Consider the following 25,314-nt stretch of genomic DNA (forward strand, 5'->3'; position numbering starts at 1 on the left):
TCAGGCGCCGCGAACCTGGCGCGCGCTGAGCTGGGTCGGGATTGACGACAATGCCGGATTACCGGCCTCCGCAGTTGGCGGAGAACCCGCGCCGCTCACCGGCACTGCAGAAGCCACCCCGCCCTGCCACCGGATTGCCGTGATGTTGCCCGCAGCGTCGTAGTCATAGTACGCGGTGGCGCCAGACACGGTGACCGACGTCAACCGGCCCAAGGCGTCGTAGCCGTAGGTGATGTCGTCGGCATGACAGAGAAAAGGCAATAGCGCCGTGCCAGCAACCAGTGCCGTGGCAACCACGCCTCGGACGGTTGCCACGGACGTCTTGGGATGACACTCAATAGGAATACTCACCGCATCTCCTCGCGATCGTTACGTTCTGGAAACTGATCGCAAAACAGTACGGCACCGACCCCTATTAAAGAATCAGCCAGTTCAGTTTGATTTGTAGGAATACACCGCGCCTAATTCGGAGCGCCCACTCCTGCAATGAGCTAATAACGCAAAAGCCCTCAGCCCTTCACCACGCGCTTCAGAATCCGCGCGACACCGTCCACGTAGGTTGCCGTCCCAAACCGGCTCAGCGCTGCCTGATACCCATTCCTGACCAGTTTCTCGCGCAGTTCGTCGTTCGAGCGCAACTCAGCCAACGTATCGGCGAGACCATGTGCATCGCCGGGCGTGCAGAGCACACCGTTCTCATAGTCATCGATGATCTCCAGCACGCCGCCCGCGCGTGCCGCCACCACCGGCCGCCGCGCCAGCATCCCCTCGACAATCACGCGGCCGAACGGCTCCGGCGTGATCGACGTGTGGACAACCGCATCGACCGCGCACATGCAAGCGGGGATATCGTGCTGGAAGCCGAGAAAATGCACCCGGTCAGCCAGATCATGCGCGGCGACAAACGCGTGCAGTTCGATCTCGTACGCGTCCTCGCCGAACAGCGGTGCCCCCACCAGCACCGCATGCATCTGCGGATTGAGGACCATGGCTTCGAGCAGCACATGCTGCCCTTTCCAGCGCGCGAGGCGGCTGAACGAGCCGACCAGAAAGCCGTCCTGCGGCAAGCCCAGGCGTCTGCGCAGCGTCGCCTGCGGCACCGTGCTCAATGCGTCGAACGGCGCCGCGGAAATCCCGTTGAACACCACGTCGACCCGTTTTTTGTCGAAATGCGTGAGTTCCGTAAAGGCCCGAGCGGAGGCTGCCGAATTGGCGATCACGTGCGTGAGGCCAAGCCGCGCGCACCACTTGATGATCGCCAGTTGCTTGCGGCCGAAGTGTTCCGGACTGACGATATCGCGCAGATGCCACACCACCGGCCGCCGTGCGAGCTTGCCAGCAAGCGCGCCGATCACCATCGCGCGCTGCGTATTGGCATAGATCACTTCGGCGTCGCGCGCGCGTTTCGCGGTGGCGCGCACGAGCGATATCAACCCCTTGAGCGCCTGCCCCTTCGGCAGCGATCCACCCTGCTTGCGAACATGGCGCAGCGCACCCGCGTCCAGCACGTTGACGCTCGCGCCGGCCTTCGCAAGAGCCGTATGGAACGGGCCGTCGTCGAACAGTACGACTTCCATACGGGTACGCAATGCCTTGACGATCTCCAGCAACGACAACTCGGCACCGCCGAGGACACCGCTCTGATCGACTGCCAGAATATGCGGCGCGCCGGCAGCGGCATCGGCTTTGTAGGGAACGTACGGCGGCAGCGTTGCCGAGCGCAGTGCGGGCACCGCATCCCGCACGTGGTTGAAGAAGCGTTCGCGGAAATGGGCGGCGGAGAACTGCTCCGCGTTCGCGCGGCAGTCCAGCGGCGAAAACCGCTTCACGTGGTCGTCAAAACGTGCGACCGCCGCGATGATCGAGTCGACGCTCTGTTCGTCGAAAAACATGCCGGTAGGCCGCGCCTCGGACAGATCGCGCACGGTTTCCAGCGCCCCGCCCTTGCCGTAGGCAATCACCGGCGTGCCGCAAGCCTGCGCCTCGACCACCGAGATGCCGAAATCCTCTTCGGCTGCAAACACGAAAGCCTTGGCGCGGCTCATATGGTCCTTCAGCACCTTGAACGGCTGATAGCCCATGATCTCGACATTGGGACCCGCCTTCGCGCGGATCTTCTGCATGTCGGGGCCGTCGCCGATCACCACGAGCTTGCGCTCCGGCATCCGCGCGAATGCTTCGACAATCAGGTCGATCTTCTTGTACGGCACCATGCGCGAGGCCGTCAGATAGAAATCGTCCTTATCCGTGCACAGCGAAAAAGCCTCGACATCGACAGGCGGAAAGATCACCTTTGAATCGCGCTGATAGACCTTCCTGATACGACGCGCGATGAACTCCGAGTTCGCCACGAAGCCATCCACCGAATTCGACGTGCGGATATCCCAGTTACGGATGTAGTGCAGAATCAGGCGCGCGAGTGCCGACTTCGGTCCGCCGGTCAGCTTCGACTGCTGCAAATACTGGTGCTGCAAATCCCACGCATAGCGGATCGGCGAATGCACGTAGCTGATATGCACCTGGTCGGGACCGGTGAGAATCCCTTTCGCTACCGCGTGGCTGCTCGAGATCACCACGTCGTAAGCCGACACGTCGAGCTGCTCGATCGCAAGCGGCATCAGCGGCAGATAGGCGCGGTACTTGGTCCGCGCGCGTGGCAGCTTCTGGATGAACGAGGTCGTCACCGATTTGCCGCGCAGGAAGCTGCGATCGTCAAGAAAATCGACGAGGCTGAACAGGTCCGCATCCGGAAAGCAGGCGACGATCTGCTCGAGCACCTTCTCCGCGCCCGCATAGGTCACGAGCCAGTCGTGCACGATCGCGACCCGCACGCTCTTGTCGCTGCGTAACGCGGTGTGGCGCGGCGGCGTTTGAACGCCGGGAACGGTGGTGAGTTCGGCCAGTGCGCTGCGCGTCGTGGGTCGCAGCACGGCTTCTTCAAGGACTTCGTGGTTCATGCGCTTTTCCTCGGATTCAGTCGCAACAGCAGTGAACGCGCAAGATCGCGCAAAGCGGGAGTCATCGTGATGGACCAGGCGACGTTCGCGCCGACCATCAATACGCCGGCGACGATCGCCAAAGCGAGACTTGGCAGGAAGCTGGCAAGCCACAGGCTGGCCAGCAGAAAAGCGAGGTGGGCAAGCATGTCGAGCGCGATCTGGCGCGCGCGAATCGCCGACAGGCGCAGCAGCACGACGTAGTCGAACAGAGCCCGGCCAGCCACGGCCATCGCCGCGCCGGTCAAACCGAAGTGGGTTATACCGAGCCATAAAGCCCCTGCAAACAAGGGCAATTCGAACAGGCCGACCCGCGCGGCGGTGGCCGGATTGACTTGCGACTGGATCAGAATCCGCGTCACGTTCGCCTGCCCGACGAGCCACACGGCGACGATCATGATGCGGCCCACCGGTGCGGCCACGGTGGCGATCTCATTGCCGACCCACAGATGCAGGAACGGCTCGAGCACCAGCATCGCAACCAGCGCGACAGGCGTGAACACCCCATTGAGGAATTCGAGCGACTGCTGCGTGATGGTGTCGGCATCCGCGCGAGCCACGGCGGACAGGCGCGGAAACAAGGTGCGCACCAGCGCGGTCGGCACGATATTCAAACGCGTCACGAGGTTTTGCGGCACCGTGTAATACGTGACGAAGCGCGCGCCGAGACTCGTGCCGAGCATCACGCGATCGAGCGATTCCGCGATCATGTTGGTGACGCTCGCAATCAGCATCCAGCCGCCGAAGTTGAAGAGCCCCTTGGCCACGCCGAGTTGCGGCGCCAGAATGCTGCGAATCTCCAGCACCTTCAAGGCCGAACGGCCCAGCAGAATCGCCGCGAGAATGCGCGCGAATACGGCGGCGGCGAGCACGTTCTGCAACGTCGCGCCCAGCCACAGCGCGGCGCCGAGCGGCAGCAACTGGAACAGGAAAGTGCCGATGGTCTGATTGGTGTTGTAGACACCGAAGCGTTCCGCGCCGTTGATCGCACCGGCGAACACCCACGACACATTGGCAATCGGAATCGCCACCGCGAGCCACGGCAGCGCCATATAAACCTCGTGCTGCAATTCCGGCGACACCTTGGTGAAGTACGCGGTGTACAGAAACGCGCCGAAATAGATGATCAGACCGCCGATCACGCCGGTCGCGAGATTGAGCCACGTCGCGCTCCAGAACACGCGCGCGCTCTCGCCCTTGTCCCCCGAGGCACGCGCCTTCGAGATGTGATTCTGCGCGGCCATGCTCATGCCGAGATCGAGAATCCCGAAGTAGCCGATCAAGGTCCACACGAGACTGATCACGCCGTAGCGCTCGACGCCGAGCAGCTTGATATACGACGGCACGGTCACGAGCGAGACGAAAGTCGGCAGTACCAGGCCGAAAAAATTGATCGCTACGTTCTTGAGAATGCCTTTGTCCATCGGATGCCTTGGGTTGATTCAGTTGCCTGATGATTGATTCGGAAGCCTTCGCGCCGCGAGCGGCGCGTGACTCGCAGCAGGTCACCTCGCGTCAAGGCTTCCAGCGATACATCATCACTTTCCCGCGTGCGTCTTCCTCGACGAACACGAGATACTCACCGTTGCTGCGTTTCGCGGCGCTGATGCCGTTGGGCACGTCGACCCAGCCCGACGCGCTGCCGACTTCCGGGCCCGGACGGATGACACCGATCTCCTTGCCGCTGTCCTTGTCCCACACGTGCACCGCGCCGACCGGTTCGACGCCAAAGATGTATTGCCCCTCGACCGTGAGCCCGATGATCGTGGCGATGGGTTTGGTCTGCGTGGTCCAAGGCAGCGTGATCGAATAGCGCTGCACCGGATTGCCGCTCGACCATTTGTCGTAGCGCGCCAGCACGCGCCCCACCTCCTTCCAGAAGCCGCGATCGAACGGCGTATCGGGCGTATAACCGGTCAGGTACATCGTGTCGGTGTCGGGGTCGTAAATCGCCCGGTGCAGTTCGGTGAACGGCTGCGGCACCGGGTAATGCGTGAGATTCGAATACGAGTAAACAGGGTTGCCCTGCGCATCGAGGCCACCGAAACGGAAGCGGTAAATACCCCGGTTATCGCGAGCGCGCCAGATATCCCCCGCGCTATCGACCCACCAGCCCCAGCCGCCCGCGAGCTTCGTGCCGCTCGTGTTGAGGGTGAATTCGTCGGTGTTGAACCTGCCGTCGCCGTTCACATCGCGCCAGATCCAGTCGCCGCCCGGCGGGGCATTCGGCACCTTGGCAACGGCTCGGTCACGCCCGGCAATGAAGCCCGAAGGAATCGCCACTTCGCCATCGCGCTGCGGATCGAAGCGATAGATTTTCAGGTGATCCGCGTACATGTCGGTCAGGTACAGAAACGTGTGGCCCTTGAGCTTGCGGGCGATCGGCAGGCCGGGATACTGGTCGGTGTGAAAGACCGGGTCGTCGGGATACTTGAAGCGGTTCGACAGAAACCCCACGTATTTCCAGTCCTGACCGGCAGGCTTCGAGAGATCGAGTTCGAAGCGCTTGTTGCCGGTATAGACGCTATCCGGACGTGACGGATCGATCCATGCGCCGTCGACGAATAACAAGCCCTGCACCTGCCAGTTCTGCTTGCCGTCCGGCGCGTAGCTTTCGAGCGTGGCGCCGAGGCCCGCGCCGATCGGCGCGTAACGCGGACCGATGCCGTTGGTCGACACATAAACATTGCCGCGCGCATCCACGCCCACGCCGGTCAAACCGTTGAAGCGCTGCGGTCCTGGGCGGCCCGCTACACCGCTGAAAATGCCACCGCGCTCGCCCAGCGAACCCGACTCCGCGTAGCGGCCATTGCTTTTGCTGAAAAACAGCACTTGCTGACGCGGACCGTTGTCGGCAATGAGAATGCGGCCTTGCGCATCGACGGCGATATCGACCGCGACCGTATCGGTGGGCAACGTGAAGGTTTCGTCAAGGCGCTTGCCCCATGCCGTGTAATGCTCCACATGTGGCGCGCGGTCGTTGCGCGTGCCGCTCAACACCCACAGCGTGCCGTCGGGGGCAAGCGCCATGCGGCCCGGTTCGTGCACGCTCCAGTTTGCCTTCTGCTGCATCGATTCTGCGTCATACACCTCGATACGGTCGCGTGCGGTGTTCGCCGCGTACAGCGTGGTGTCGTTCGCTGCCAGACCGCCAATTTCCGCGCTCGTGCCCGTCGGCACTTCGTTCATCATCAAGAACCCGGCGGCCAGTTGCGCATGTGGGTCTGCGTGGTTCGCGGCCGGCTGGAACGGCGCGGCGCGCTTCGGATCGGCGATCTGCCGACGCGAAATGCCGAACCATTGCTTGCCCTTCTCCGGCCATACGCCTTGCTCGACCAGATGCCCCTTCTCATTGCCGACCGCGATGGCCACGAACGCGTACTTGCGATTCACCGCGATCGCGTTGCCGCCGCCATTGCCCCAACCGTGCGTGCCACCCGCAAAACCGAGCATCTTGCCGTTCTGATAGATGCTCGCTTCAGCGCCGCTTTCGTCCCATGGTGCGTTCGTATAGACCTTACCGTCGGGGGTGACCGCAATCGCGGTGATGTTGATCTGGGTCCACGTGCCGTCGCCAAAACCGAAGGTATTGCCGATCCAGGAATTTTTCGCGTTTAACACGGTTTCAGCGGATGCCGTGAAGCTGACCGACGCGGCCGTCATGCCAGCCGCATAGGCCAATACAGCAATCCAGGTTTTGAACGTGAAACGGGCCAAAAGTAATTCCTCCAATCCGGGCCGAGCCGCGATCGGGCACCGAGCCCGCGCAGATGCGAAATGCCAAGAAGTGACAGCAGAGACCGCTAGAAGCGACGTACGAGCGACGTAAGAACGTGAGACGGATCACACGGCTCACATTACGCGGAAAAAACGCCGCAACGAAAATCGAAAATAATTCAAAAATATTCGCCGCTTTAAGCGTCGCGAAAGAAAATTATTTAAAAATCGATTAAACGAAAATACTCGCGGGCGCTTGCGCCCGGCTCTGCCTTCGCGACCATCCTTACCGATGCGGCGGGATTTCCCCTGCACTTCTTACGCTTTACGACAGCCATAAGACACAAGCACGGAAATCAATTTCAAATGGCTAACGAAACACCCTGTTTCAATCTGATTCATTTATCCATTTCATTCCCGTTTTTTCATCAATTTCTTTTGCCTAAAATCGATTGCACTACCGATGCGACGCGCAGCGAGCGCGATCCTTCACCCGGCTCATCCGCTTCACTCCATGGACGGTTCATGACTGCTAGCGCACTGCCCTTAGCGCCTTCTCACTCACGCCGCATCGTGCAACTCGACGGGTTGCGCGCGATTGCCGTACTGGCCGTGTTCGCCCAGCACGCGCTGAAAGCGCCGCTGTGGATGGGCGTCGATCTGTTTTTCGTGTTGAGCGGCTTTCTGATTACCGGCATCCTGCTCGAACGCAAGGCGCGTCAACAGTCGTATTTCGGCTACTTCTATGCGCGCCGGGCGCGGCGCATCCTGCCGCCTTATCTGCTGCTGATGGTGGTGTCGTCGATTCTGTTCGGCTTCGGCTGGGCACAGCACTGGCAGTGGTACGCGTTCTTCGCGACCAATATCGGCGATGCGCTCAACCAGAGCGGCCACGACAGCCTGAACGTGCTGTGGTCGCTGGCCGTCGAAGAGCAGTTCTATATTTTCTGGCCGTTTGTGATTCTGCTGCTGCCCGAGCGTGTGCTCGGCTATGTGGCGGCCGCGTTGATCGTGCTGGTGCCGGTGCTGCGCGCGGTTGCCACGCCCTGGTTCGATTCGTTCTGGCCGATCTATTACCTGACGCCGTTCCGCATGGACCTGCTGGCGGCCGGCGCGCTGCTCGCGGTTGCCGTACGGCGCAATCGCGATGCCCTCGAACCGTTCAAGGGCCTGGCCGTGCTCGGCTTTTTCGCCGCGCTGGCTGTGCTCGCATGGCTGCATCTGCATTACCCGCGTTTTCGCGCGGCCAACACGCCGCTGTCGAATGCCGGGCTCTACAGCGTCTCGCTAGTGCTGTGCACTTCCGTCGTGGTCATCGCCCTGCAAAGCAAGGGCATCGTCAAGCGGCTGCTGTGCAACCCCGTGCTGGTCTATATCGGCACCATCAGCTACACGATCTATCTGATCCACCTGAGCGTCCTGTACACGCTGTGGCCGCTGCATCTGAACCGTTACGTGACCGCGGCGCTAGCGCTTGCGATCACCCTCGCCTACGCCAGCATCACATGGTTCGCGTTCGAGAAACGGTTGATTTTCGGCGCGGCCGGCAGAGGTGCGGCCGCCAAAGGTGCGGCCGGCAAAGACCATGCGAGCGCCGGCAGCATGACGGGAGGCGCGTCGCAAGCGCCGCAAAGCCGCGCATGAGACGCCGTGCGTGGCTCGCCGCGAGCGTGTCGGGCGTTGCGTGGGTGGTCGCTTCAATGGCTGCGCCGAATGCACACGCCGGCGGTCCGGCAACCCAGGTGCTGGTGGAAGCCTACGGCGATTCGACCACGCTCGGCATTGCATGCAGCAACGGCCGCTGCGGCCCGCAGGCGCAGAACGCCGTGTCGTATCTGCAGGACGACTTGCAGGCGAAGCACGGCGACCGGGTGCGCGTCACGAACTACGGGGTGGGCGGCACCACGGCCACCCAGTTGCGCGACGGCACCGGCAACCGTCGGGCCGGTCCGGGCGCGGGCTTGCCATGGCAGGAACGGCTTGCCGCGTCATCCGCGCAGATCGTGCTGATCAACTACGGCATCAACGAAGTGATGCAGAACCAGACGCCCGAGCAGTTCTATGCGGCCGAAACGACGCTCGTGAAAAGCGCCCGTGCGCTCGGCAAGGAGCCGGTTCTGCAGACCTCGAACCCGATGCCCGACAACCGCCTCAACGCGCGGCTCGCCGCAATGGTTGTGATGACGCGTCGCGTGGCCGCCGAACAGCAGGTGCCGCTCGTCGATCAATTCGCCTACATCAGCAGTCTGCCGGACTGGAAGACGCTGATGTCCGACGGCGCGCATCCGAAGCCGGACTTGTACCGGCTCAAGGCTGAACAGGATTTTCAGGTCGTCGATCCGCTGGTGCGGCGACTGCTGGGCGGCACGCTCTGAAGCTCTTTTTTCCAGTGCGCTTCTTTTTTCTTTTACCAATATCGAAGGCAAGCTATGAGCCAACCACGCAAAGCGATCATCACCGGCGTATCCGGACAGGACGGCGCCTATCTGACCAAACTGCTGCTCGACAAGGGCTACCACGTGACCGGCACCTACCGGCGCACGAGTTCGGTCAACTTCTGGCGCATTCGTGAGCTCGGCGTGCTCGATCATCCGAATCTGCGTCTGGTCGAACACGATCTGACCGATCTCGGCTCCACGCTGCGCCTGCTCGAAGGCGCGCAGGCCGACGAGTTGTACAACCTCGCGGCGCAGAGCTTCGTGGGCGTCTCGTTCGACCAGCCCGTGACGACCGCCGAAGTGACCGGCATCGGCGCGCTGAATCTGCTCGAAGGTATCCGTATCCTGAATCCGAAGACGCGTTTTTATCAGGCCTCCACTTCGGAAATGTTCGGTCTCGTGCAAGCGGTGCCGCAGCGCGAGGACACGCCCTTCTACCCGCGCAGCCCGTACGGCGTGGCCAAGCTGTTCGCGCACTGGTCGACCATCAATTATCGCGAGTCGTACAACCTGTTCGCCAGCAGCGGGATTCTGTTCAATCACGAATCGCCGCTGCGTGGCCGCGAATTCGTGACCCGCAAGATCACCGACACGGTCGCGAAGATCAAGCTCGGCAAGCAGGACACGCTGGAACTCGGCAATCTGAGCGCCAAGCGCGACTGGGGCTTCGCGCTCGAATACGTGGAAGGCATGTGGCGCATGCTGCAAGCCGATGAACCCGACACCTTCGTGCTCGCCACCGGCCGCACCGAGACGGTACGGGACTTCGTGCGCATGGCGTTCGCCGCCGCGGGCTATCAGCTCGAATGGTCGGGTAAGGAAGAGCGCGAAACCGGCATCGACGTCGCCACGGGTAAGACGCTGGTGCGCGTGAATCCGAAGTTCTACCGCCCGGCGGAAGTGGATCTGCTGATCGGCTGCGCGGACAAGGCGCGCGAGAAGCTCGGCTGGAAGCCGGAAACCACGCTCGAACAGCTATGCCACATGATGGTTCACGCGGACCTCGGCCGCAACGAGCATCACGAGACGTTCTGACCTGGTGTGATTGAGGATGGAGGATGGTCGCCGGCGGCCTCCTCCGCGCCGGCGTGTTCGTCTTCATCGAGATCTCCTGACGTAGTCAAGCCTGATTGCAATGATTCAGGTCAATGCTATCGATACCTGGTAGTGCAAAAATAGTTGCTCCAGAGGCGTGCCATGTCTTTCCTCAAGACCTGGCACCTTCACCACTGCCAGATGGAGTGACAGATGTTCCCCGAATACCGCGACCTGATCTCCCGCCTCAAGACTGAGGACGCCCATTTTTCCCGCCTGTTCGAACGCCACAATGAGTTGGATCATCGCATTCACAACATGGCAACGAACGTCACGCCTGCCGACAGCGCCACCATCGAAGCCTTGAAGAAGGAAAAACTTCTGTTGAAAGATCAACTGTATGAGGTCTTGAGGAAAGCGGCCGAAGCTGCCTGAGCAAGCTTGCGCTCCACGCCTGAATCCAATCTTTCACAAGGAATCCCCAATCTTGGCATCCCAGCAGGACAAAACTCGCCCACGCGCCCCAGCGCCCCGACTCGTCAGTCGCGGCGACGTCGCCGTCGACATTCATGCCGCTGCTCGCGGCGACGCGCGAGGCGACTCGCATGGCGAGGCCGCTAGCGAAACCCCCGCCCACGCCAATCAAGCCGCGCGTAGTGTTGAACGCACAGAGACCCGCCGTTCGGTGGAAACCGCAAATGCCTTTATCGTCAACGGCATGGAAAGCGTTCTTGCGGGGCAAACCGGATCCGGGCGCGAACCCGGCGGTGCAATGAGCGCCATCAAGACGCTGCTGGACGGCCTCTCCCCCGATGAAGCCCAGGCGCTGCGCATGCATTTGCTCGAAGGCAATCCCGCCACCTGGCATGCCGGCGCCGTCCGTCATCCCGACGACGAGCTATCGCCGGCGCTGCGTGAAGGTGGCTATCCGTACCGCAATCTGATGTCCCGCCGCGCGTACGAGAAGCAGAAATATCGCTTGCAAGTCGAGTTGCTCAAGTTGCAGGCGTGGGTTCGGGAAACCGGCCAGCGTGTCGTGATCCTGTTCGAAGGGCGCGACGCGGCGGGCAAAGGCGGCACGATCAAACGCTTCATGGAACATCTGAATCCACGCGGCGCCCGGGTCGTCGCGCTGGAAAAACCGAGCGAATCGGAGCGCGGCCAATGGTACTTCCAGCGCTACGTCCAGCATCTGCCCACCGCGGGCGAGATCGTGCTGTTCGACCGTTCCTGGTACAACCGTGCCGGCGTGGAACGGGTAATGGGTTTCTGTTCACCGCACGAATATGGCGAGTTCATGCAACAGGCGCCCGAATTCGAGCGGCACCTTGCGCGCAGCGGAACGCATATCGTCAAATTCTGGTTCTCGGTAAGCCGGGAGGAACAACGCCGCCGTTTCAGGGAGCGGGAGGTGCATCCGCTCAAGCAATGGAAGCTGAGTCCGGTCGACCTCGCCTCGCTCGACAAATGGGACGAATACACGCAAGCCAAAGAAGCGATGTTCGCGCAGACCGATACGGCCGACGCGCCGTGGACCGTCGTCCGCTCCGATTGCAAGAAGCGCGCGCGGCTCAATGCAATGCGCTACGTGCTGCATAAGCTGCCATATGCGAATCGCGACATCGAGGCGCTCGGCCCGGTGGACCCACTGATCGTCGGGCGGGCAATGTAACGCTCACCGGCGCAGCGGCCGCCTCAATGGCGGCCGGCCCTGCCCTCAATGCACCCCGCCCGCCGCAATCGCCTCGCTGTACACCGAAGCCACACGCTTCGCGATCACCGAGTTGTCGAAGTTCTCGCGTGCATAGCGACGGCAGGCGTCGGCGTCCGGCAGCTTCAGTGAACCGTTCAACGCGCCCGCCAGACCTGCCGCAATCGCTTTCGCGCCGGTCTCCGGCAAGACCAGGTTCGGCGACAAACCCGCCACCGCTTCCGGCAAGCCGCCTACCGGCGTTACCAGTACCGGCGTGCCGGAAGCCAGCGATTCGACGGTAATCAGCCCAAAGCCCTCCAGCGCCACGGTCGGCACCACGCTGATATTCGCCGCACGGTACAAGGCCGCCAGATGCTGATCGGGCACGAAGCCCAGCAGCTTCACGTTGTTCTCGAGACCCGCCTCGGTAATACGCGCCTGCAATTCACCTTCAAGCCGCCCCTTGCCTGCGATCAGCAGCAGCACATCGGGTTCCGAGCGCTTGAGCAGCTTCACCGCATCGATCAGGTCTTCGAGGCCCATGCGGCGCACCAGACGCCGCACGGCCAGCACGATCGGCCGGTCTTGCGGCAATTGCAGCTTCAGGCGCGCCTCGGCCGGCGTGAGCGGCAGATTGAACTGTTCGACGTCCACGCAACCCGGCACCACACGGACGCGCTCCGGCGCGATGCGATAGCGCGAAGTCAGAATCTTGCCGAATGCCTCCGACAGCACGATCAACCGCGACGAGCGCACATACACCGATTGTTCCAGATAGCGCTTGGCGCGCTGGCCGAGCGAATCGGCACCCTCCACATGGCTCTCGTCGGCCCATGGTCCCTGGAAATGCGAGACCTGCGGAATGCCGCGCGTCACGTCCAGGCCCGGGAACGTGTACAGCGCGAAGTGCGACGAGATCACGTCGGGACGCGAGACGCTGATTTCATGGCGCAGCGCGCGGCGTGCCGCCATCAGCCGCAGCGGCAGCGATTGCGCGGCGGACCCGAAACCGTTGATCGCGCCACCGGTATCCGCGGCGACTTTGGGCGAGCCCGCCACCACGCCGCGCACGGCGACGCCCGCGCCCGGCAACGCGCCGACCAGCGAGTAATACATGCGGTCAAGCCCGCCCGCGCGTTCGGGGAACCAGTGCATGCCGATCTGCAGCGATTTGATTGAACTCGTCGTCATGTTTATTGCCCCTGTGCGTTCTGAGAATTGTGGTGAATGCTCTGCCCGGCGAGCGTATTAAGCGTCAGCGCGTCGTTCGCGGCCACCGCCGCGGCCTCCGTTTCGCGGCGCTTGCGGTCCTTCTGCTGCTCCGCCAATTGCCGGTACAGCGCGATGTATTGCGCGGCCATCCTCGCCCAGCCGAAACCGGTCGCCAGTTCATTGGCAGCGGCACCCATCGCCCGGCGGGTAGCGTCGTTTTCAGCGAGGCGCGCGACGGCGCCCGCCAACGCGTTGGGATCGTCCGGATCGTCGAGCACGATGCCGCATTCCGGCGTGATGATTTCGGCGCCGCCCGCCGTGCGCGCCGTGACCACCGGCAAGCCCGCGGCCATCGCCTCGAGCAGCGACAGGCTCATCGCCTCATAGCGCGACGGGAATACGAACGCGTCGACCGAATGCATCAGCACGGGCATCTCCTTGACCAGTCCAAGAAAATGCACGCGATGCGCAATGCCGAGCGCCTTCGCCTCCTCGGGATATGGACTGCCCGGCAGAAATCCGGCCACCGCGATCTGTACGTGCTCGGGCAGATGCTTGAGCGCCTGCAATACGGTGCCGAGGTTTTTGCGCGGCGTGCGCAAATCGCCCACGAATAGCAGCAGGAATGCGTCGGCGGGCAAGCCAAATTTCGCGCGGTCGCCGGTTGCGGCGGCAAAGCCTTGCGTATCGACGCCGTTGTAAATCACGTCGACCCGGTTATCCGGCGTCAACCCGATCGCGCGAATTTCATCGGCAACCTTTTGCGACACCGCGGTGATCACTTTCGAGCGCCGGTAAGCCCAGCGTTCGAGCCACGCGTTGCAGCGCGTATAAACCGACTGATACGCGGACCACACGCCTTTCGTGAGCCCAAACGGGTAGTACTTGCTGCCGAACCAGCCGCTATGCACGAAGTGCGAGGTGTTGACATCGGCGGGCATCCACGTGATGAAGCCGTTCACGTGCAGCACGTCGTATTCGCGGCGATGCGCGCGCAGCCACATCGCGCTCTTGAACGCGAACACCTGCTGGCGCAGCAGATTGGTGGGCCACCAGCGGCCGATTTTGATCGGTGCCCAGCGTACGTTCGGATGCGCGAGCAGATCCGGCGCGACGTGCGATGCCACCAGGGTGACCGCGATGTTCTCATCGAGGGCGGCGCGCGCAATCTCGTGGTTGACGCGCCCCTGGCCGTCGTTATGCCGCACGACGTGCGTGACAATGGCGACTCTCAATCAGTGCCTCCGTGGAGAAATAGCGTGCGTCTGCGGTTCATCTTCTCGTAGTGCACCGCAGAAAGGATCGAAAAAACACTCATGAAGAGCAGCAGGCCGCCGGTGCCGACCAGCGAATTGGTGAACACCAGCATCGCGAAGGTCGCGAGACTGAGGCTCAGGCAGGCCGAGACGAATTTGTCGTGGCGCAGCTTGAACGAGGCGAGCACCGCGCGCACCACCAGCCAGACGATGCCGGACATGTAAAGCAAGGTACCGGGCCAGCCGAGCACGAACGGGATATTCATCACGCCGCTGTCGAAATTGCCGTACTGGCCGAGCTGGCCGCCGTCGTTGGAGAGCTTGGTCGAGGTGCCGGTCGCGCCCATGCCCTCGCCCGACACATCGGTGAAGGCGGTCTTCGCGAAGTTCGCGTAAAACTCGTTACGGGCGGCGTAGCTCTGGTCGTCGCTCAGATTGACGATGGTGCTCAGGCGCGCCTGCATGCGCTCGGCAACCGGGCCGACCGCCAGCAAGGGCACGCACAAGCCGGCCAGCAGCACCGCGCTCGCGACAATCCGCACGCGCACCTTGTTGTTCGACTTGACCAGTTGAATCAGCAGCGCGATCACCCAGCCGCCCCATGTCGAACGCACCAGACTCAACGCGAACGAGAAGAAACCGAGCGCCGCCGCGATCCAGCGCACCCGGTGCGTGGCCGCCATCACGAAGACCATCGCACCCATCATCGCGAACGCGAACGGTCCCGACGAGTTCATCGTGCTGAACACCCGCACGCCCATCGGCACGGCATCGCCTTGCGAGTTCATCTGCGAACCGAGCATCCACAGTGCATCCCACTGCGGCATGATGAAAAACTGGATCAGGCCGTAGCCGCCCATCACCAGCATGCCCCAGATAAAAGTATTGACGATGGTGTCGCGATACGTCGGGTACTGACGCGTGTGCGCCATGATGTGAAAGCCGATCAGGATCGGATAGAGCCAGTTCGCGAGGTCATAGGTAGCGGCGAGCGGCCCGCTCGACATCACGCCGATCATGAACGCGTAGGCAAGCCCCATCAGGATCAGCAGCACCGGCAGGCCGCGCCGTTGCGACAGCAGCTTGTAGTAGCGGAGCAAGGAGAACGCACTGATCATCGTCACCGCGAGCGGCGCGACCTGGATCAGGCTGGTCGGTGTGAACGAGCCTTTGGACCAGTCGGCGAGACGCCGCACTTCCGGACTCAGGAACCACAGCCACCACATGAAGCCGATGTAGCGCGCCGGGCTCTTGAAATAGAGCCACAGGCCCGTCAGGATCGCGAGCACCGGAAAGCCGTAGGTGAGCGCCGTGCCTTGATGCGCGCCGATCAGCATCGCCGTGATCAGCCACAGCAAGGCCTCCGGCAGCCACTCCTTGCGAGCGCCGGACAGTGCCCGCGCGACGCTGTCGTCACCGGCTCGCGTAATTGTCGACATCGTTCAGAGGCCTCCGCGCGATTCGGGCGAAGGGCGCGGCGTCTGCCTCTCGCTGCCTGCCGCGACGCGTCCGCGCGACGCCGCACGCGCCCGCAGCATTTCCTGCGTGACTTTCACGTGCTGCATCGCATAGCTCTGCGTGGTCAGATCGCGCGACAGCAGGCCGGCGGCGGCCGCCTGCGCCTGACGCAGTGCCTCCGTCGGCGCAGTGGCGAGCCGGTCCACCGCCTCACGCAACGCCGGCGGGTTGAACGGCGGGATATAGGCCGCCTCGCCCGCCGGAAAATAATCCTGCAATGCGCCGACGTTGGTGACCACCATCGGCTTGCCGACCGCCGCCGCTTCCAGCATCACCGTAATGCCCGAGGCGTGCGAATTCGGCCGCAGCGGCACGACGATCAGGTCGGCCCAGTCGTAGAGTTCATGCTGTTTCCTGATGCCCGAGAACAGCGCGATTTCGACGTTCGGCGCACGCAGCGAAGCGGGAATCCGTCGCCGTGTGGCGAGCTTCACCGTATAACGCGCATCGTTGCCGAAGGCCTTGATGAGCGTGTCCCAATCGCGGTCGCGATCGTTGCCGATCGCGGCGATGCGGATCGGCGTATGGGGCGTCCATTCGGTGGGTATCCTGACGGGAAAATCCTGCGTATTCAGGCCGTAAAAAAGCGTTTTCGCGTCGCGCTCGAAGTAGCGCTGGCACAGCTCTGCGTTTTCGCTGGCGAGCGTGGTCAACTGATCGGCGCGGTTGATCAGCTTGCGATACAGCCAGCTGCGCAAAATCCCATAGGAAGGCCATTTATCGAGCAGCCACACGCTTTGCGCCAGCAGCAGCGGCGAGGCCTCCGCGCCCGCCTTGCGGCCGCTAAGCAGCAGCATCAGCGCGGCGGACAGCCATTCCTGCTCGGTATGCGTCCAGATCACGTCTGAGCGCAGCATCTCGGCGCGGTTGCGCCACGTATGAATGAAATCGAAGCCGAGCGCCGCCTTCAGCGCGCGGCGCAGCAAACGCACCGGCTTGCTTTCGGGCGCATCCTGCGAATAGGTCAGCGCGAATGCGTCGGACTCGGCGTGGTGATAGCCATACAGACAACCGATGTTGTCGCCCGGCCGGTAAAAGCGCGGGTCGGCGCCGTAAAAGAGGTGAACGTGAACTTTCGTACTCATGCAGACACTCCGCTCTGCCGGTGGAAAGGAGCATCGGCAGGCGCGAACAGGCCGCGCCGGGACCGATGCACGAACGTGCAGGACGTTGGGAGGATGCGTGTCATTCCGGTCATGCGTGTCATGCGTGTCATGCGTGGCTCACGCGGTCCGCGACAGCGCGCGGCGCGCCTCATGCGCACCGGTACGCACCGCGCGCCAGCGCGACAGCCGCAGGCTCGCCTGTTTCGAAACCAGCGCGAGCGCGGCATGCGTGAGGCCCGGATAGACGCGCGTGCCGACCAGCGTCCACCACCACCACGCGGTTTCGCGGCGCAGCGGCGGCAACTGGTCGCGCAGGATCAGGTGGAAATTGAAGGCGGCATTGCGTAATGCCGCCATGGTTTGCGCGTCGCGCCGGTCGTCGTCGAAACGTTCGGCGGGGAAATGGTCGACGGCCACGCGTGGGTCGTACATCAGCTTCCAGCCGGCATTCTTCACGCTCAGACTGAAGGCCATGTCGTTATGAACCTGGGCGCCCGCGCCGCGCAGGCGCTGATCGAAACGGATCGTGCGCACCGCCTCGCGCCGGTAGCTCATGTTGGCGCCTTTGAGAATGTCGACTTCGCGTGCGCCGCCCACGCCCAGGTGATGGTTGCCGATGATCTTGCCGTGCACCGTGACCTTGCCGACCAGCGGCCGCTCTCCGTCCAGCACGCGGCCTTTTTCATGCACCCAGTCGCGGCCGCCGAGCGCCCCCAGGCGTGCGTCGCTCTCGAAGGCCGCGGCAATCCGTTCGACCCAGTCCTGGTGCGGCGCGGCGTCGTCGTCGGTAATCGCGATCACGTCGCCGTTGGCGGCATCCAGTCCGCGGTTGAGGGCCGCGACCTGGCCTGGCACCTCGACCAGCGCGACGGATAGCGGCAACTTGCCCGGCACGGCGGGATCGCGCAGGCAGGCGTGGGTCGCTTCATCGTCGGCGCGCGCGACCACCACCACTTCGTCCGGCGCGCGCGATTGCCGTTGCAGCGCCGCGAGGCAGCGCGCCAGATCGGCCGGGCGGCGGTAAGTCGGGACCAGAACTGTCACTTTCATGGTGATGTCCTCTTCTATCGTGTTGGCGCGGGAATCGGCATAGCGGCGTTAAGCGCTCAGGTATTCCTGCACTGCTGCATAGCCACGCCCATAACCGCCGCGCGAGCGGGCCGGCATGCCGTTGAAGATGCCGCCCTGCACGTGCACACCGGCCGCGCGCAGCCGCTTGAGCGACTCCGAAATCTCGCTTTCGTTATGCACGCCCGAGCGCATCACAAAGAAAGTCGAGCCGGCATACGCGCCGATGATCGATGCATCGGTCACGGCCAGCACCGGCGGCGTATCGATCAGGATCACGTCGTAGCGCTTGGCGAGGCCGTCCAGGTATTGCGGAAGGCGCGGCGACATCAGCAATTCCGACGGATTCGGCGGACGGCGGCCACACGAGATGAAGCTCAAGCCTTCGACGTTCGAGGCGCGGATCGCTTCCTCGAGCGAGATCTGCCCGCTCAGCAGTTCCGACAAACCGTTGTCCTGCGCCCCGCCCACGTAACGCTCGAGCACACCGCGGCGCATATCGCCGTCGATCATCAGCACGCGCTTGCCCGAGCTCGCCAGCAGCACCGCCAGGTTGACCGTCAGGAAGCTCTTGCCGACACCGGCCATGGGACCGGTCAGCATGACGATGCGGTTTTTGGCATCCATCACCGTGAACTGCATGGCGGTGCGCAAACTGCGCAGGCTTTCGATCGTGACGTCCTTCGGCCGCGCATTCGCCAGCACCGAGCGCAGACGTTCGCCGCCACGCTGGAAGGCCGTTTCGAGCAATGCCTGTTCGGCGCTCAAGGGCACGAGGCCGTATACCGGAAGATGGAAAGTGCGTTCGATATGGTCAGGGTCGTCGATCCCCTTGAACATATTGCGGCGCAGGAACACGAAACCGGTGCCGCAGATCAGTCCGAGAATCACCGCCGCGGACAGGATCAGCATCTTCTTCGGTTTGACCGGCGCACCCGGGCGCATCGCTTCGTCGACGATATGCACGTTGCCGCCGGTACCGGCTTTCTGCACCGACAGCTCCTGCACGCGGTTGAGCAGCAGCACGTAGATGTCTTCCGCCACCTTCGCATCCCGTTGCAACTGCACGGCCTTCACTTCGGTCGAAGGCAGATCGCGGAAACGGTCAGCGTATTTGGTACGCTGCGCTTCTAGCTCGGCCATCTGCTGGCGCGCGGCCACGAGCAGCGGATGGTCGTCCCCATAGCGCTGGCTCAGTTGCGCCATCTGCAGGCGCAAACCGGCGATCTGCTGCTCGTACTGCACGCTGCCTTCGAGGTAGACCTTTGCTTCATCGCTTGCGTTGATCGAGCCGGACTGACGCTGATACGCGGTCAGCGCGGCTTCGGCGCGTTCGAGATCCGCCTTCAGGCGCGGCTCTTCGCTCTTCAGGAAGTCGAGCATCTTGCTCGCGTCGACCTGCTTGTTCGACACATGCTGACGGACGTACGAATGCGCAAGCGCGTTGGCCACCAGCGCCGCATGTTCGGGGCTCTTGTCTTCCAGCGAGATCTGGATCACGCCGGTCTGCTTGCCCTGTTCCTGCACGGAGATCGCCGACTGGAACGCGGTGATCGCATCGAGGTCGTTAAAGCGCGTCACGACGAATTCTTCACCAGGACGGGCCACCAGTTTGCTGACCAGGATCGTGACGCCGCCACCCTGCTCCTGACGGCCGACCTGGCCGCGCAGCAGCAGCGAACCGTTCTGTGCGTACAGTTCGTAGTGCTGGTCGTCCTGCACTTTCATTGTCAGCTTCGCGCCTTCCAGCGCGGGCACCACGTCGATCGAATCGACCTCGGCCTCCTCGCCGCCCCACGCATAGGAAGACAGGCCCAGCCACGGCCGCGCCGGCTGCCCCGGCGTTGCCAGCCGCGCGGCGATGCTGCCGAGCAGCGGAATCGTCTTCGGCGCGACGCTGAAGTTCAGCTTCAACTGCTGAACCACCGGGCCGACCACGCCACGGCTCTTGATGATTTCGATCTCGGCGTCGGTCGGCAACGAGGTCGAGCCGGTGGTGATCGCCGCGCCCGTCTGCGTTTGCGTGAGCGCCTGCGAGGTGTTGTCGGCCTGCTCGACCCGCACGTGTGCGTCAGCCGAGTAAATCGGCTTGGCGAGGAAACAGTACGCGGCGGCCAGGGCGACGATCGCCGCCGCGATCGCGATCAGCCACCAGATGTCGTCCAGGATGACTTGCACCAGTTGCCCGAGGACCACGTCCTCTTCTTCGGTCTTGATCGGACCGGCCATATGTGGAGAGATTTGATTGCTCACAATTCGATCCCGTTTCGGTTGCTTCGGCGTGGGCTTCAGCGGGTGCTTCTGGCATGTGCTTCGGCGCGTGCTTTAGCGTTTGCTTCGGCGTTTGCCTTAGCGCTTGCTTCGGCGTTTGCTCCGGTCCCGCGCCCTGGACGAGCGGCGCGGGCCTGTCGACGGTTCAGAGGCTTACTTCGTCAACTGCTTCAGGTAGAACAGCGTCTGGATGGTCGGCAGAACTTGCTGCAACACACGGTTGAACGTGGTCGAAGCGGCGGTGCCCACATACACGACGTCCATCGGTTGCAACTGGAACTGGGCCGACAGCATGATCGCGTCAGGCTGCGTCATATCGAGGCGGTACACGTCCGGCGTGGTCGGATGCTCGCGCATGCCGCGCATCACGAAGATCTGGCGCGGGTTGGCGTCCGTATCGAGAATGCCGCCCGCCTGGGTCAGCGCGTCGGCGATCGTCAGGCGGCCCTTGAGCATCGGCACCTGGATCGGCGTCTTCACCTCGCCCATCACGAAGATGCGGCTGTCGCTGCGATCCGGCACGTTGATCACGTCGCCGTTCTGCAGCATCACGTTCTGCGAGGTATCGCCCTGATCCAGCATGCGATTCGCGTCGAGCACGTACAGCTTGTTGTCGCGCGTGAGACGCACACGCTGAATGTCGGCGTCGCTGTTCGTGCCGCCCGAGCGCGTGATCGCGTCGACCAGCGTGATCGGCACGTCGCTGATGGCGAGCGGACCCGGCGTCTTCACGTCGCCGGTGACCTGCACTTTCTGGCCGCGATACGACAGCACGCGCACGTCGACCTGCGGATTGCGGATGTAGCGCACGAGGCCGGCGCTCAACTGATCGCGCAACTCGCCCACGGTTTTGCCCGCGGCCTTGATCCGGCCGACGAACGGGAAAAAGATCGTGCCGTCGGCGGCAATGGTCTGGCCGTACGGATCGGCCTGGCCCGGCAGCGCGGCCGTGTACGGCTGCTGCAAGGCGCCGCCGACGCTTTGCGTGGTGTTGCCGCCCGCGGACAGCGTGCTGCCCTGCGGGGTAGTCAATTCAGGGTGATCCCATACGGTGATGCCGAGAATGTCCTGTGGTGCAAGCCGGTACACATACTGCGACGGATCGGTGAAACGCGAGACCGGCAGCGCCTGCTGCGCGGCGGCGGCTTGCGCCTGCGCCTGTGCGGCGACGAGCGGGCCGTCGATCAGATGGACCGGATAGGTCTCCTGGGGTTGATTCTGGTGCTGGCCGTCATCTTTCAGACGGGACGTGTCGAGGTAGTTGCCAGGTGCGGTAACGCAGGCCGACAGAAAGGACGTCAGCAAAAGCGAGGCGGCGAACCTCGGCTTGAAATTCGCGAATGTGTGTTCGGTGAGTTTTGTCATCAGCATATTTTTTTCAGCCATCCCATGACCAGATGTTCGATGAGCACGAGACTCTCCCTATAGTCGGCTTCCACATGGCCGTGCGGATCGGCGACGTCGGAGTCGTCTTCCCATTTGCCGAGTGGATAGACCTTGCCGCGCGAGGCCGGATCGAGCGCTTCGACCGCGCTCACCTGCGCGCGCTCGGTGACGAGCACGAGATCGGCGTCGCGCACGAGCTTGCGCTCGAGGCGCCGCGAGTAGTGCGTACTGGCGGCGACACCCCGCTCCGCGAGCAGGCGCTGCATCACCGGGTCCATGCCGTGGCCGTTCACGGCACGCAGGCCCGCCGAATGAAACGCGATCGGCGCTGAGGACGACCGCGACGCCGCGCGTTGCCGCGACTTGAACAGCATTTCGGCCGTGGGCGAACGGCACACGTTGGCGTGGCAGACGATCAGAACGTTGGCGAACATAGCGGGCTCCTTGACGAGGCGCAGCGGCCTCGCGATCTCAGCTTATTGACCGGCTTCGACCGGGTCGGCCGCGTGAACCGTCGCGCTCGAAGCCACCAAACCGTTCGTGCCGGCTCGCGCAGGCGCATTGCGCAGCGCGTGCTGGCGGCCAATCGCGTGATACTCGATGCCGAGTTCGAGCAACGTGTCCGGCTCATACAGATTGCGTCCGTCGAAAATCAGCGGCGTGTTGAGACTCTCGCGGAGCGAATGAAAATCCGGACTCTTGAAGACTTTCCACTCGGTGAGGATCACGAGGGCATCGGCACCCTCGGCCGCTTCCATCTCCTCGTTCACGAACGACAGGCGCGCGTGCTGTTGCGGCACGTCTTTCAGATCGAGTGCGAACACGCGCTTCGATTCGTCGATCGCGACCGGGTCGTAGGCCTTCACGCGTGCGCCGCGGCGCAGCAGTTCGGCGATCAGCGGACGGCTCGGGGCTTCGCGCATGTCGTCGGTGTTCGGCTTGAATGCGAGACCCCACACGCCGAAGGTGCGATCCGACAGGTCCTCGCCCAGGCGCTCGACAATCTTGTGCGCGAGGATCTTTTTCTGCGTGTCGTTGACGGCTTCCACCGCCTCGAGAATGCGCAGGTTGGCCTTGTGATCGGCGGCCGTGCGGATCAGCGCCTGCACGTCTTTCGGGAAGCACGAACCGCCGTAGCCGCAACCGGCATACAGGAAGTCGTAGCCAATCCGCGGATCGGAACCGATACCGCGGCGCACCGCTTCGATATCGGCACCGACACGGTCGGCCAGATTCGCGAGCTCGTTCATGTACGAGATGCGCGTGGCGAGCATCGCGTTGGCCGCGTACTTGGTGAACTCCGCCGAACGCACGTCCATGTACAGCGTGCGCTCGCGATTGCGGTTGAACGGCGCGTACAGGCGCTTCATCAGTTCGCGCGCTTTTTCGCCCGGCACGTCTTCGTCGCAGCCGAGCACGATGCGATCGGGCCGCGTGAAGTCTTCCACCGCCGCACCTTCTTTCAGGAACTCCGGATTCGACACCACGGAGAACATGTGGCCGGCGTTACGCGCGGCCAGTTCCCCGGCGATCACCTCGCGCACGCGCGAAGCCGTGCCGACCGGCACCGTCGATTTGTCGACGATCACCTTGAAACCCGTCATATGGCGGCCGATGTTGCGCGCGGCGGCAAGCACATATTGCAGATCGGCGGAGCCGTCTTCGTCGGAGGGCGTGCCCACCGCGATGAACTGGATGTCGCCGTGCGCGACCGCGGCTTCGATGTCGGTCGAAAACCTCAGGCGGCCGGCTTTGCGATTGCGCGCGATGATTTCCTGCAGACCCGGTTCATGGATCGGCACGCCGCCGTTATTGAGCACGTCGATCTTGCGCTGATCGACGTCGAGACAGAACACGTCGTGGCCGATGTCAGCCAGACAGGCGCCCGTCACGAGGCCTACGTAGCCACTACCGATGATCGTCAGGTTCATGTGTTGCACCTCGGAAAAGGGAGTTGATTCAGGAGGGCCGTTGCGCGATGCATCGCGCGGATGGGGCCCGATAAGCGGTCGAACGGTTAATCCGGCGGTCAGTAAGCGTTGCTGCCCACAAAGCCCTTCCACAACGTCAGCACGACGATCTTGATGTCGAGCCAGAAGGTCCAGTGCTGCATGTAGTACAGATCGAGCTTGACGCGGCCCATCATCTTTTCGATGCGATCGGTTTCGCCGCGATAGCCGTTGATCTGCGCCCATCCGGTGATGCCCGGCTTGATCCGGTAACGGTGCATATAGCCCTTCACCAGATCCTTGTAGATGTCGTCGTGTTCGAGCGCGTGCGGGCGCGGGCCGACCACCGACATCTCGCCGCGCAGCACGTTGATGAATTGCGGCAGTTCGTCGAGGCTGGTGCGCCGCAGGAACGCGCCGACCGCCGTGATGCGCGGATCGCGCCGCGTGGCCTGAGTGATCTTGCCGGCCTCTTCGTGATGCACCCTCATCGAGCGAAACTTGTAGATCTCGAACTGGTGGCCGTCGATGCCCTTGCGCTTCTGGCGGAAGAACACCGGGCCTGGCGAGCTCAGCTTCACCATCACCGCGATCACCAGCATCACCGGCGCCAGTGCGGTCAATGCCGCCAGCGCGAACAGACGATCGAAAATGCGTTTGGGCAGCACCCGCAGATCGGTAATCGGCGAGGCGGCCAGATTGATCGCGGGCACGCCGAGCAGATCGACCATCGGCTGATTGAAGAGCGTCAGGCTGCGCACGTCCGGAATGAAGCGGATGTTCACGAAGTCGTTCTTCAGGTCCATCACGAAGCGGTGGATCGCCTTCTCCTTCGAGATCGGCAGCGCGAGCCACAACTCGCGAATCGCGCGTTGACGCACCAGTTGCAGCATCCGCGCGTAATCGCGCTCGACCGGCACGCCTTCGATCGAGTCGCTGGCATCGGGGTCTTCATAAGGATTGATCGTGCCGTCCTCGTCGAACACCACGACGGGACTGAAGCCCGCTTCCGGGCGGCTGCGCATCTGCGCAATCAGAAAACGTCCATACGGCGCGCCGCCGACGATCGCCACCGCCCGCTGATTGAAGCCTTCGCGGCGCAAGCCGCGCAGGATCGAATAGACGATCACCTTGGTGACGATCAGCAGCACGATCGTGGCGAGCGCCCAGTAGACGAGCCACAGCCGCGACAGGCTGTCCGAACGGTGCAGGCTGAAACTGATCAGCACGCCGGTGACTTCCACGATCAGCCAGCCGCCCGCGACGCGGCACAGCAGGTCGTAAAGCGGCTTGCCGCGCCACGACTGATAGATTCCAAGCGCCGGAAAGAACACCACCACCAGCAGACAATCGAACGCGAGCGACACGCTTTGGACGTCGTCCAGCCACACCAGTTTCCCGCTGTGCACGGCCGTCGCGATGGCGGCGCCGAACGCGACCATGGCGATGTCGATGATTCTCGATAGAACGCTCAGCATGCGCTGCCCCTCAGTTCGTCAGTCAAGTGCCGTCCGTTGGTTAGTTGAATTCGCGTCACACTCATCCGGTCCCCGGCGAGGCAACGCAACGCCGGTATCCGCGCCGGACTGATAAATGCGCGACGCGAAACTGATTGAAGCGGTGCGAATTGCCCTGCTGCTTTCCTGACTAAAAATTGCCTGCCGGCCAA

Annotated in this window: 19 protein-coding genes; 5 read left to right on the top strand and 14 right to left on the bottom strand. The window is 63.1% G+C overall.

All coding sequences use genetic code 11. From position 1 onward, the window contains the following. The 4 genes from HWX91_RS28630 to HWX91_RS28645 all read right to left on the bottom strand — a co-directional run bounded on the left by HWX91_RS28630 (position 1) and on the right by HWX91_RS28645 (position 6,713). Complete coding sequence (locus tag HWX91_RS28630) at positions 1–351, bottom strand: RHS repeat domain-containing protein (RefSeq protein WP_028196527.1); 351 nt, start codon at positions 349–351, stop codon at positions 1–3. 158 nt (positions 352–509) lie between these two features. Then, on the bottom strand, positions 510–2,957 hold the full coding sequence (locus HWX91_RS28635) for a glycosyltransferase family 4 protein (protein ID WP_028196528.1): 2,448 nt from the start codon (positions 2,955–2,957) through the stop codon (positions 510–512). Beyond that, a complete protein-coding gene (locus HWX91_RS28640; RefSeq protein ID WP_028196529.1) occupies positions 2,954–4,420 on the bottom strand; it encodes a flippase in 1,467 nt (488 codons plus the stop codon). Before HWX91_RS28640 ends, HWX91_RS28635 begins: the two co-directional genes overlap by 4 nt. Positions 4,421–4,511: 91 nt before the next feature. Continuing rightward, positions 4,512–6,713: an NHL repeat-containing protein gene (locus tag HWX91_RS28645; protein WP_028196530.1), complete on the bottom strand. Its 2,202-nt coding sequence runs from the start codon at positions 6,711–6,713 to the stop codon at positions 4,512–4,514. A gap of 525 nt (positions 6,714–7,238) precedes the next feature. On the opposite strand from HWX91_RS28645, the gene HWX91_RS28650 reads away from it, so the two are divergent. The 5 genes from HWX91_RS28650 to ppk2 all read left to right on the top strand — a co-directional run bounded on the left by HWX91_RS28650 (position 7,239) and on the right by ppk2 (position 11,858). After that, positions 7,239–8,357 (top strand): acyltransferase family protein, encoded by a 1,119-nt coding sequence (locus HWX91_RS28650; protein ID WP_028196531.1) that lies wholly within the window; start codon positions 7,239–7,241, stop codon positions 8,355–8,357. Continuing rightward, positions 8,354–9,088 (top strand): SGNH/GDSL hydrolase family protein, encoded by a 735-nt coding sequence (locus HWX91_RS28655; RefSeq protein ID WP_028196532.1) that lies wholly within the window; start codon positions 8,354–8,356, stop codon positions 9,086–9,088. Before HWX91_RS28650 ends, HWX91_RS28655 begins: the two co-directional genes overlap by 4 nt. A 54-nt stretch (positions 9,089–9,142) precedes the next feature. After that, complete coding sequence (gmd, locus tag HWX91_RS28660; protein ID WP_028196533.1) at positions 9,143–10,186, top strand: GDP-mannose 4,6-dehydratase; 1,044 nt, start codon at positions 9,143–9,145, stop codon at positions 10,184–10,186. A 213-nt stretch (positions 10,187–10,399) separates the two neighbouring features. After that, complete coding sequence (locus tag HWX91_RS28665) at positions 10,400–10,621, top strand: HP1242/YdcH family protein (protein WP_028196534.1); 222 nt, start codon at positions 10,400–10,402, stop codon at positions 10,619–10,621. Positions 10,622–10,871: 250 nt separating this feature from the next. After that, positions 10,872–11,858 (top strand): polyphosphate kinase 2, encoded by a 987-nt coding sequence (gene ppk2, locus HWX91_RS28670; RefSeq protein WP_244144160.1) that lies wholly within the window; start codon positions 10,872–10,874, stop codon positions 11,856–11,858. 45 nt (positions 11,859–11,903) lie between these two features. Here the strand turns inward: ppk2 and HWX91_RS28675 are convergent, their stop codons facing one another. The 10 genes from HWX91_RS28675 to HWX91_RS28720 form a co-directional block, all read right to left on the bottom strand. After that, positions 11,904–13,070 (bottom strand): glycosyltransferase family 4 protein, encoded by a 1,167-nt coding sequence (locus tag HWX91_RS28675; RefSeq protein ID WP_028196536.1) that lies wholly within the window; start codon positions 13,068–13,070, stop codon positions 11,904–11,906. A 2-nt stretch (positions 13,071–13,072) separates the two neighbouring features. Further along, entirely contained in the window at positions 13,073–14,326 is a 1,254-nt protein-coding gene (locus HWX91_RS28680) for a glycosyltransferase family 4 protein (RefSeq protein ID WP_028196537.1), read from the bottom strand. Further along, on the bottom strand, positions 14,323–15,786 hold the full coding sequence (locus HWX91_RS28685) for a glucose-6-phosphate isomerase (protein WP_028196538.1): 1,464 nt from the start codon (positions 15,784–15,786) through the stop codon (positions 14,323–14,325). Before HWX91_RS28685 ends, HWX91_RS28680 begins: the two co-directional genes overlap by 4 nt. A gap of 3 nt (positions 15,787–15,789) precedes the next feature. Further along, positions 15,790–16,950 carry a glycosyltransferase gene (locus HWX91_RS28690; protein ID WP_028196539.1) on the bottom strand — a complete coding sequence of 387 codons (1,161 nt, stop codon included), beginning with the start codon at positions 16,948–16,950 and terminating at the stop codon, positions 15,790–15,792. A 138-nt stretch (positions 16,951–17,088) separates the two neighbouring features. Continuing rightward, on the bottom strand, positions 17,089–18,021 hold the full coding sequence (locus tag HWX91_RS28695) for a glycosyltransferase family 2 protein (RefSeq protein WP_028196540.1): 933 nt from the start codon (positions 18,019–18,021) through the stop codon (positions 17,089–17,091). 48 nt (positions 18,022–18,069) lie between these two features. Then, a complete protein-coding gene (locus HWX91_RS28700) occupies positions 18,070–20,268 on the bottom strand; it encodes a polysaccharide biosynthesis tyrosine autokinase (RefSeq protein WP_028196541.1) in 2,199 nt (732 codons plus the stop codon). A gap of 195 nt (positions 20,269–20,463) precedes the next feature. Continuing rightward, positions 20,464–21,675 carry a polysaccharide biosynthesis/export family protein gene (locus HWX91_RS28705; protein ID WP_375792419.1) on the bottom strand — a complete coding sequence of 404 codons (1,212 nt, stop codon included), beginning with the start codon at positions 21,673–21,675 and terminating at the stop codon, positions 20,464–20,466. Next, on the bottom strand, positions 21,675–22,130 hold the full coding sequence (locus tag HWX91_RS28710) for an arsenate reductase/protein-tyrosine-phosphatase family protein (protein ID WP_028196543.1): 456 nt from the start codon (positions 22,128–22,130) through the stop codon (positions 21,675–21,677). The genes HWX91_RS28705 and HWX91_RS28710 overlap by 1 nt, the downstream gene beginning before the upstream one ends. Positions 22,131–22,172: 42 nt before the next feature. Then, on the bottom strand, positions 22,173–23,627 hold the full coding sequence (locus HWX91_RS28715; protein ID WP_028196544.1) for a UDP-glucose dehydrogenase family protein: 1,455 nt from the start codon (positions 23,625–23,627) through the stop codon (positions 22,173–22,175). A gap of 98 nt (positions 23,628–23,725) precedes the next feature. Beyond that, positions 23,726–25,123, bottom strand: a complete 1,398-nt coding sequence (locus HWX91_RS28720) for an undecaprenyl-phosphate glucose phosphotransferase (RefSeq protein WP_028196545.1) — start codon at positions 25,121–25,123, stop codon at positions 23,726–23,728. Positions 25,124–25,314 lie beyond the last annotated feature (191 nt).

Origin of the sequence: Paraburkholderia fungorum (assembly GCF_902833645.1) — a bacterium.
GTDB lineage: Bacteria > Pseudomonadota > Gammaproteobacteria > Burkholderiales > Burkholderiaceae > Paraburkholderia > Paraburkholderia fungorum.

Bases quoted from the DNA above. Each gene is read 5' to 3' on its own strand.
- HWX91_RS28635 (WP_028196528.1), bottom strand. From the start codon at position 2,957: ATGAACCACGAAGTCCTTGAAGAAGCCGTGCTGCGACCCACGACGCGC.
- HWX91_RS28640 (WP_028196529.1), bottom strand. From the start codon at position 4,420: ATGGACAAAGGCATTCTCAAGAACGTAGCGATCAATTTTTTCGGCCTG.
- HWX91_RS28650 (WP_028196531.1), top strand. From the start codon at position 7,239: ATGACTGCTAGCGCACTGCCCTTAGCGCCTTCTCACTCACGCCGCATC.
- HWX91_RS28655 (WP_028196532.1), top strand. From the start codon at position 8,354: ATGAGACGCCGTGCGTGGCTCGCCGCGAGCGTGTCGGGCGTTGCGTGG.
- gmd (WP_028196533.1), top strand. From the start codon at position 9,143: ATGAGCCAACCACGCAAAGCGATCATCACCGGCGTATCCGGACAGGAC.
- HWX91_RS28665 (WP_028196534.1), top strand. From the start codon at position 10,400: ATGTTCCCCGAATACCGCGACCTGATCTCCCGCCTCAAGACTGAGGAC.
- HWX91_RS28675 (WP_028196536.1), bottom strand. From the start codon at position 13,070: ATGACGACGAGTTCAATCAAATCGCTGCAGATCGGCATGCACTGGTTC.
- HWX91_RS28685 (WP_028196538.1), bottom strand. From the start codon at position 15,786: ATGTCGACAATTACGCGAGCCGGTGACGACAGCGTCGCGCGGGCACTG.
- HWX91_RS28690 (WP_028196539.1), bottom strand. From the start codon at position 16,950: ATGAGTACGAAAGTTCACGTTCACCTCTTTTACGGCGCCGACCCGCGC.
- HWX91_RS28695 (WP_028196540.1), bottom strand. From the start codon at position 18,021: ATGAAAGTGACAGTTCTGGTCCCGACTTACCGCCGCCCGGCCGATCTG.
- HWX91_RS28700 (WP_028196541.1), bottom strand. From the start codon at position 20,268: ATGGCCGGTCCGATCAAGACCGAAGAAGAGGACGTGGTCCTCGGGCAA.
- HWX91_RS28705 (WP_375792419.1), bottom strand. From the start codon at position 21,675: ATGACAAAACTCACCGAACACACATTCGCGAATTTCAAGCCGAGGTTC.
- HWX91_RS28710 (WP_028196543.1), bottom strand. From the start codon at position 22,130: ATGTTCGCCAACGTTCTGATCGTCTGCCACGCCAACGTGTGCCGTTCG.
- HWX91_RS28715 (WP_028196544.1), bottom strand. From the start codon at position 23,627: ATGAACCTGACGATCATCGGTAGTGGCTACGTAGGCCTCGTGACGGGC.
- HWX91_RS28720 (WP_028196545.1), bottom strand. From the start codon at position 25,123: ATGCTGAGCGTTCTATCGAGAATCATCGACATCGCCATGGTCGCGTTC.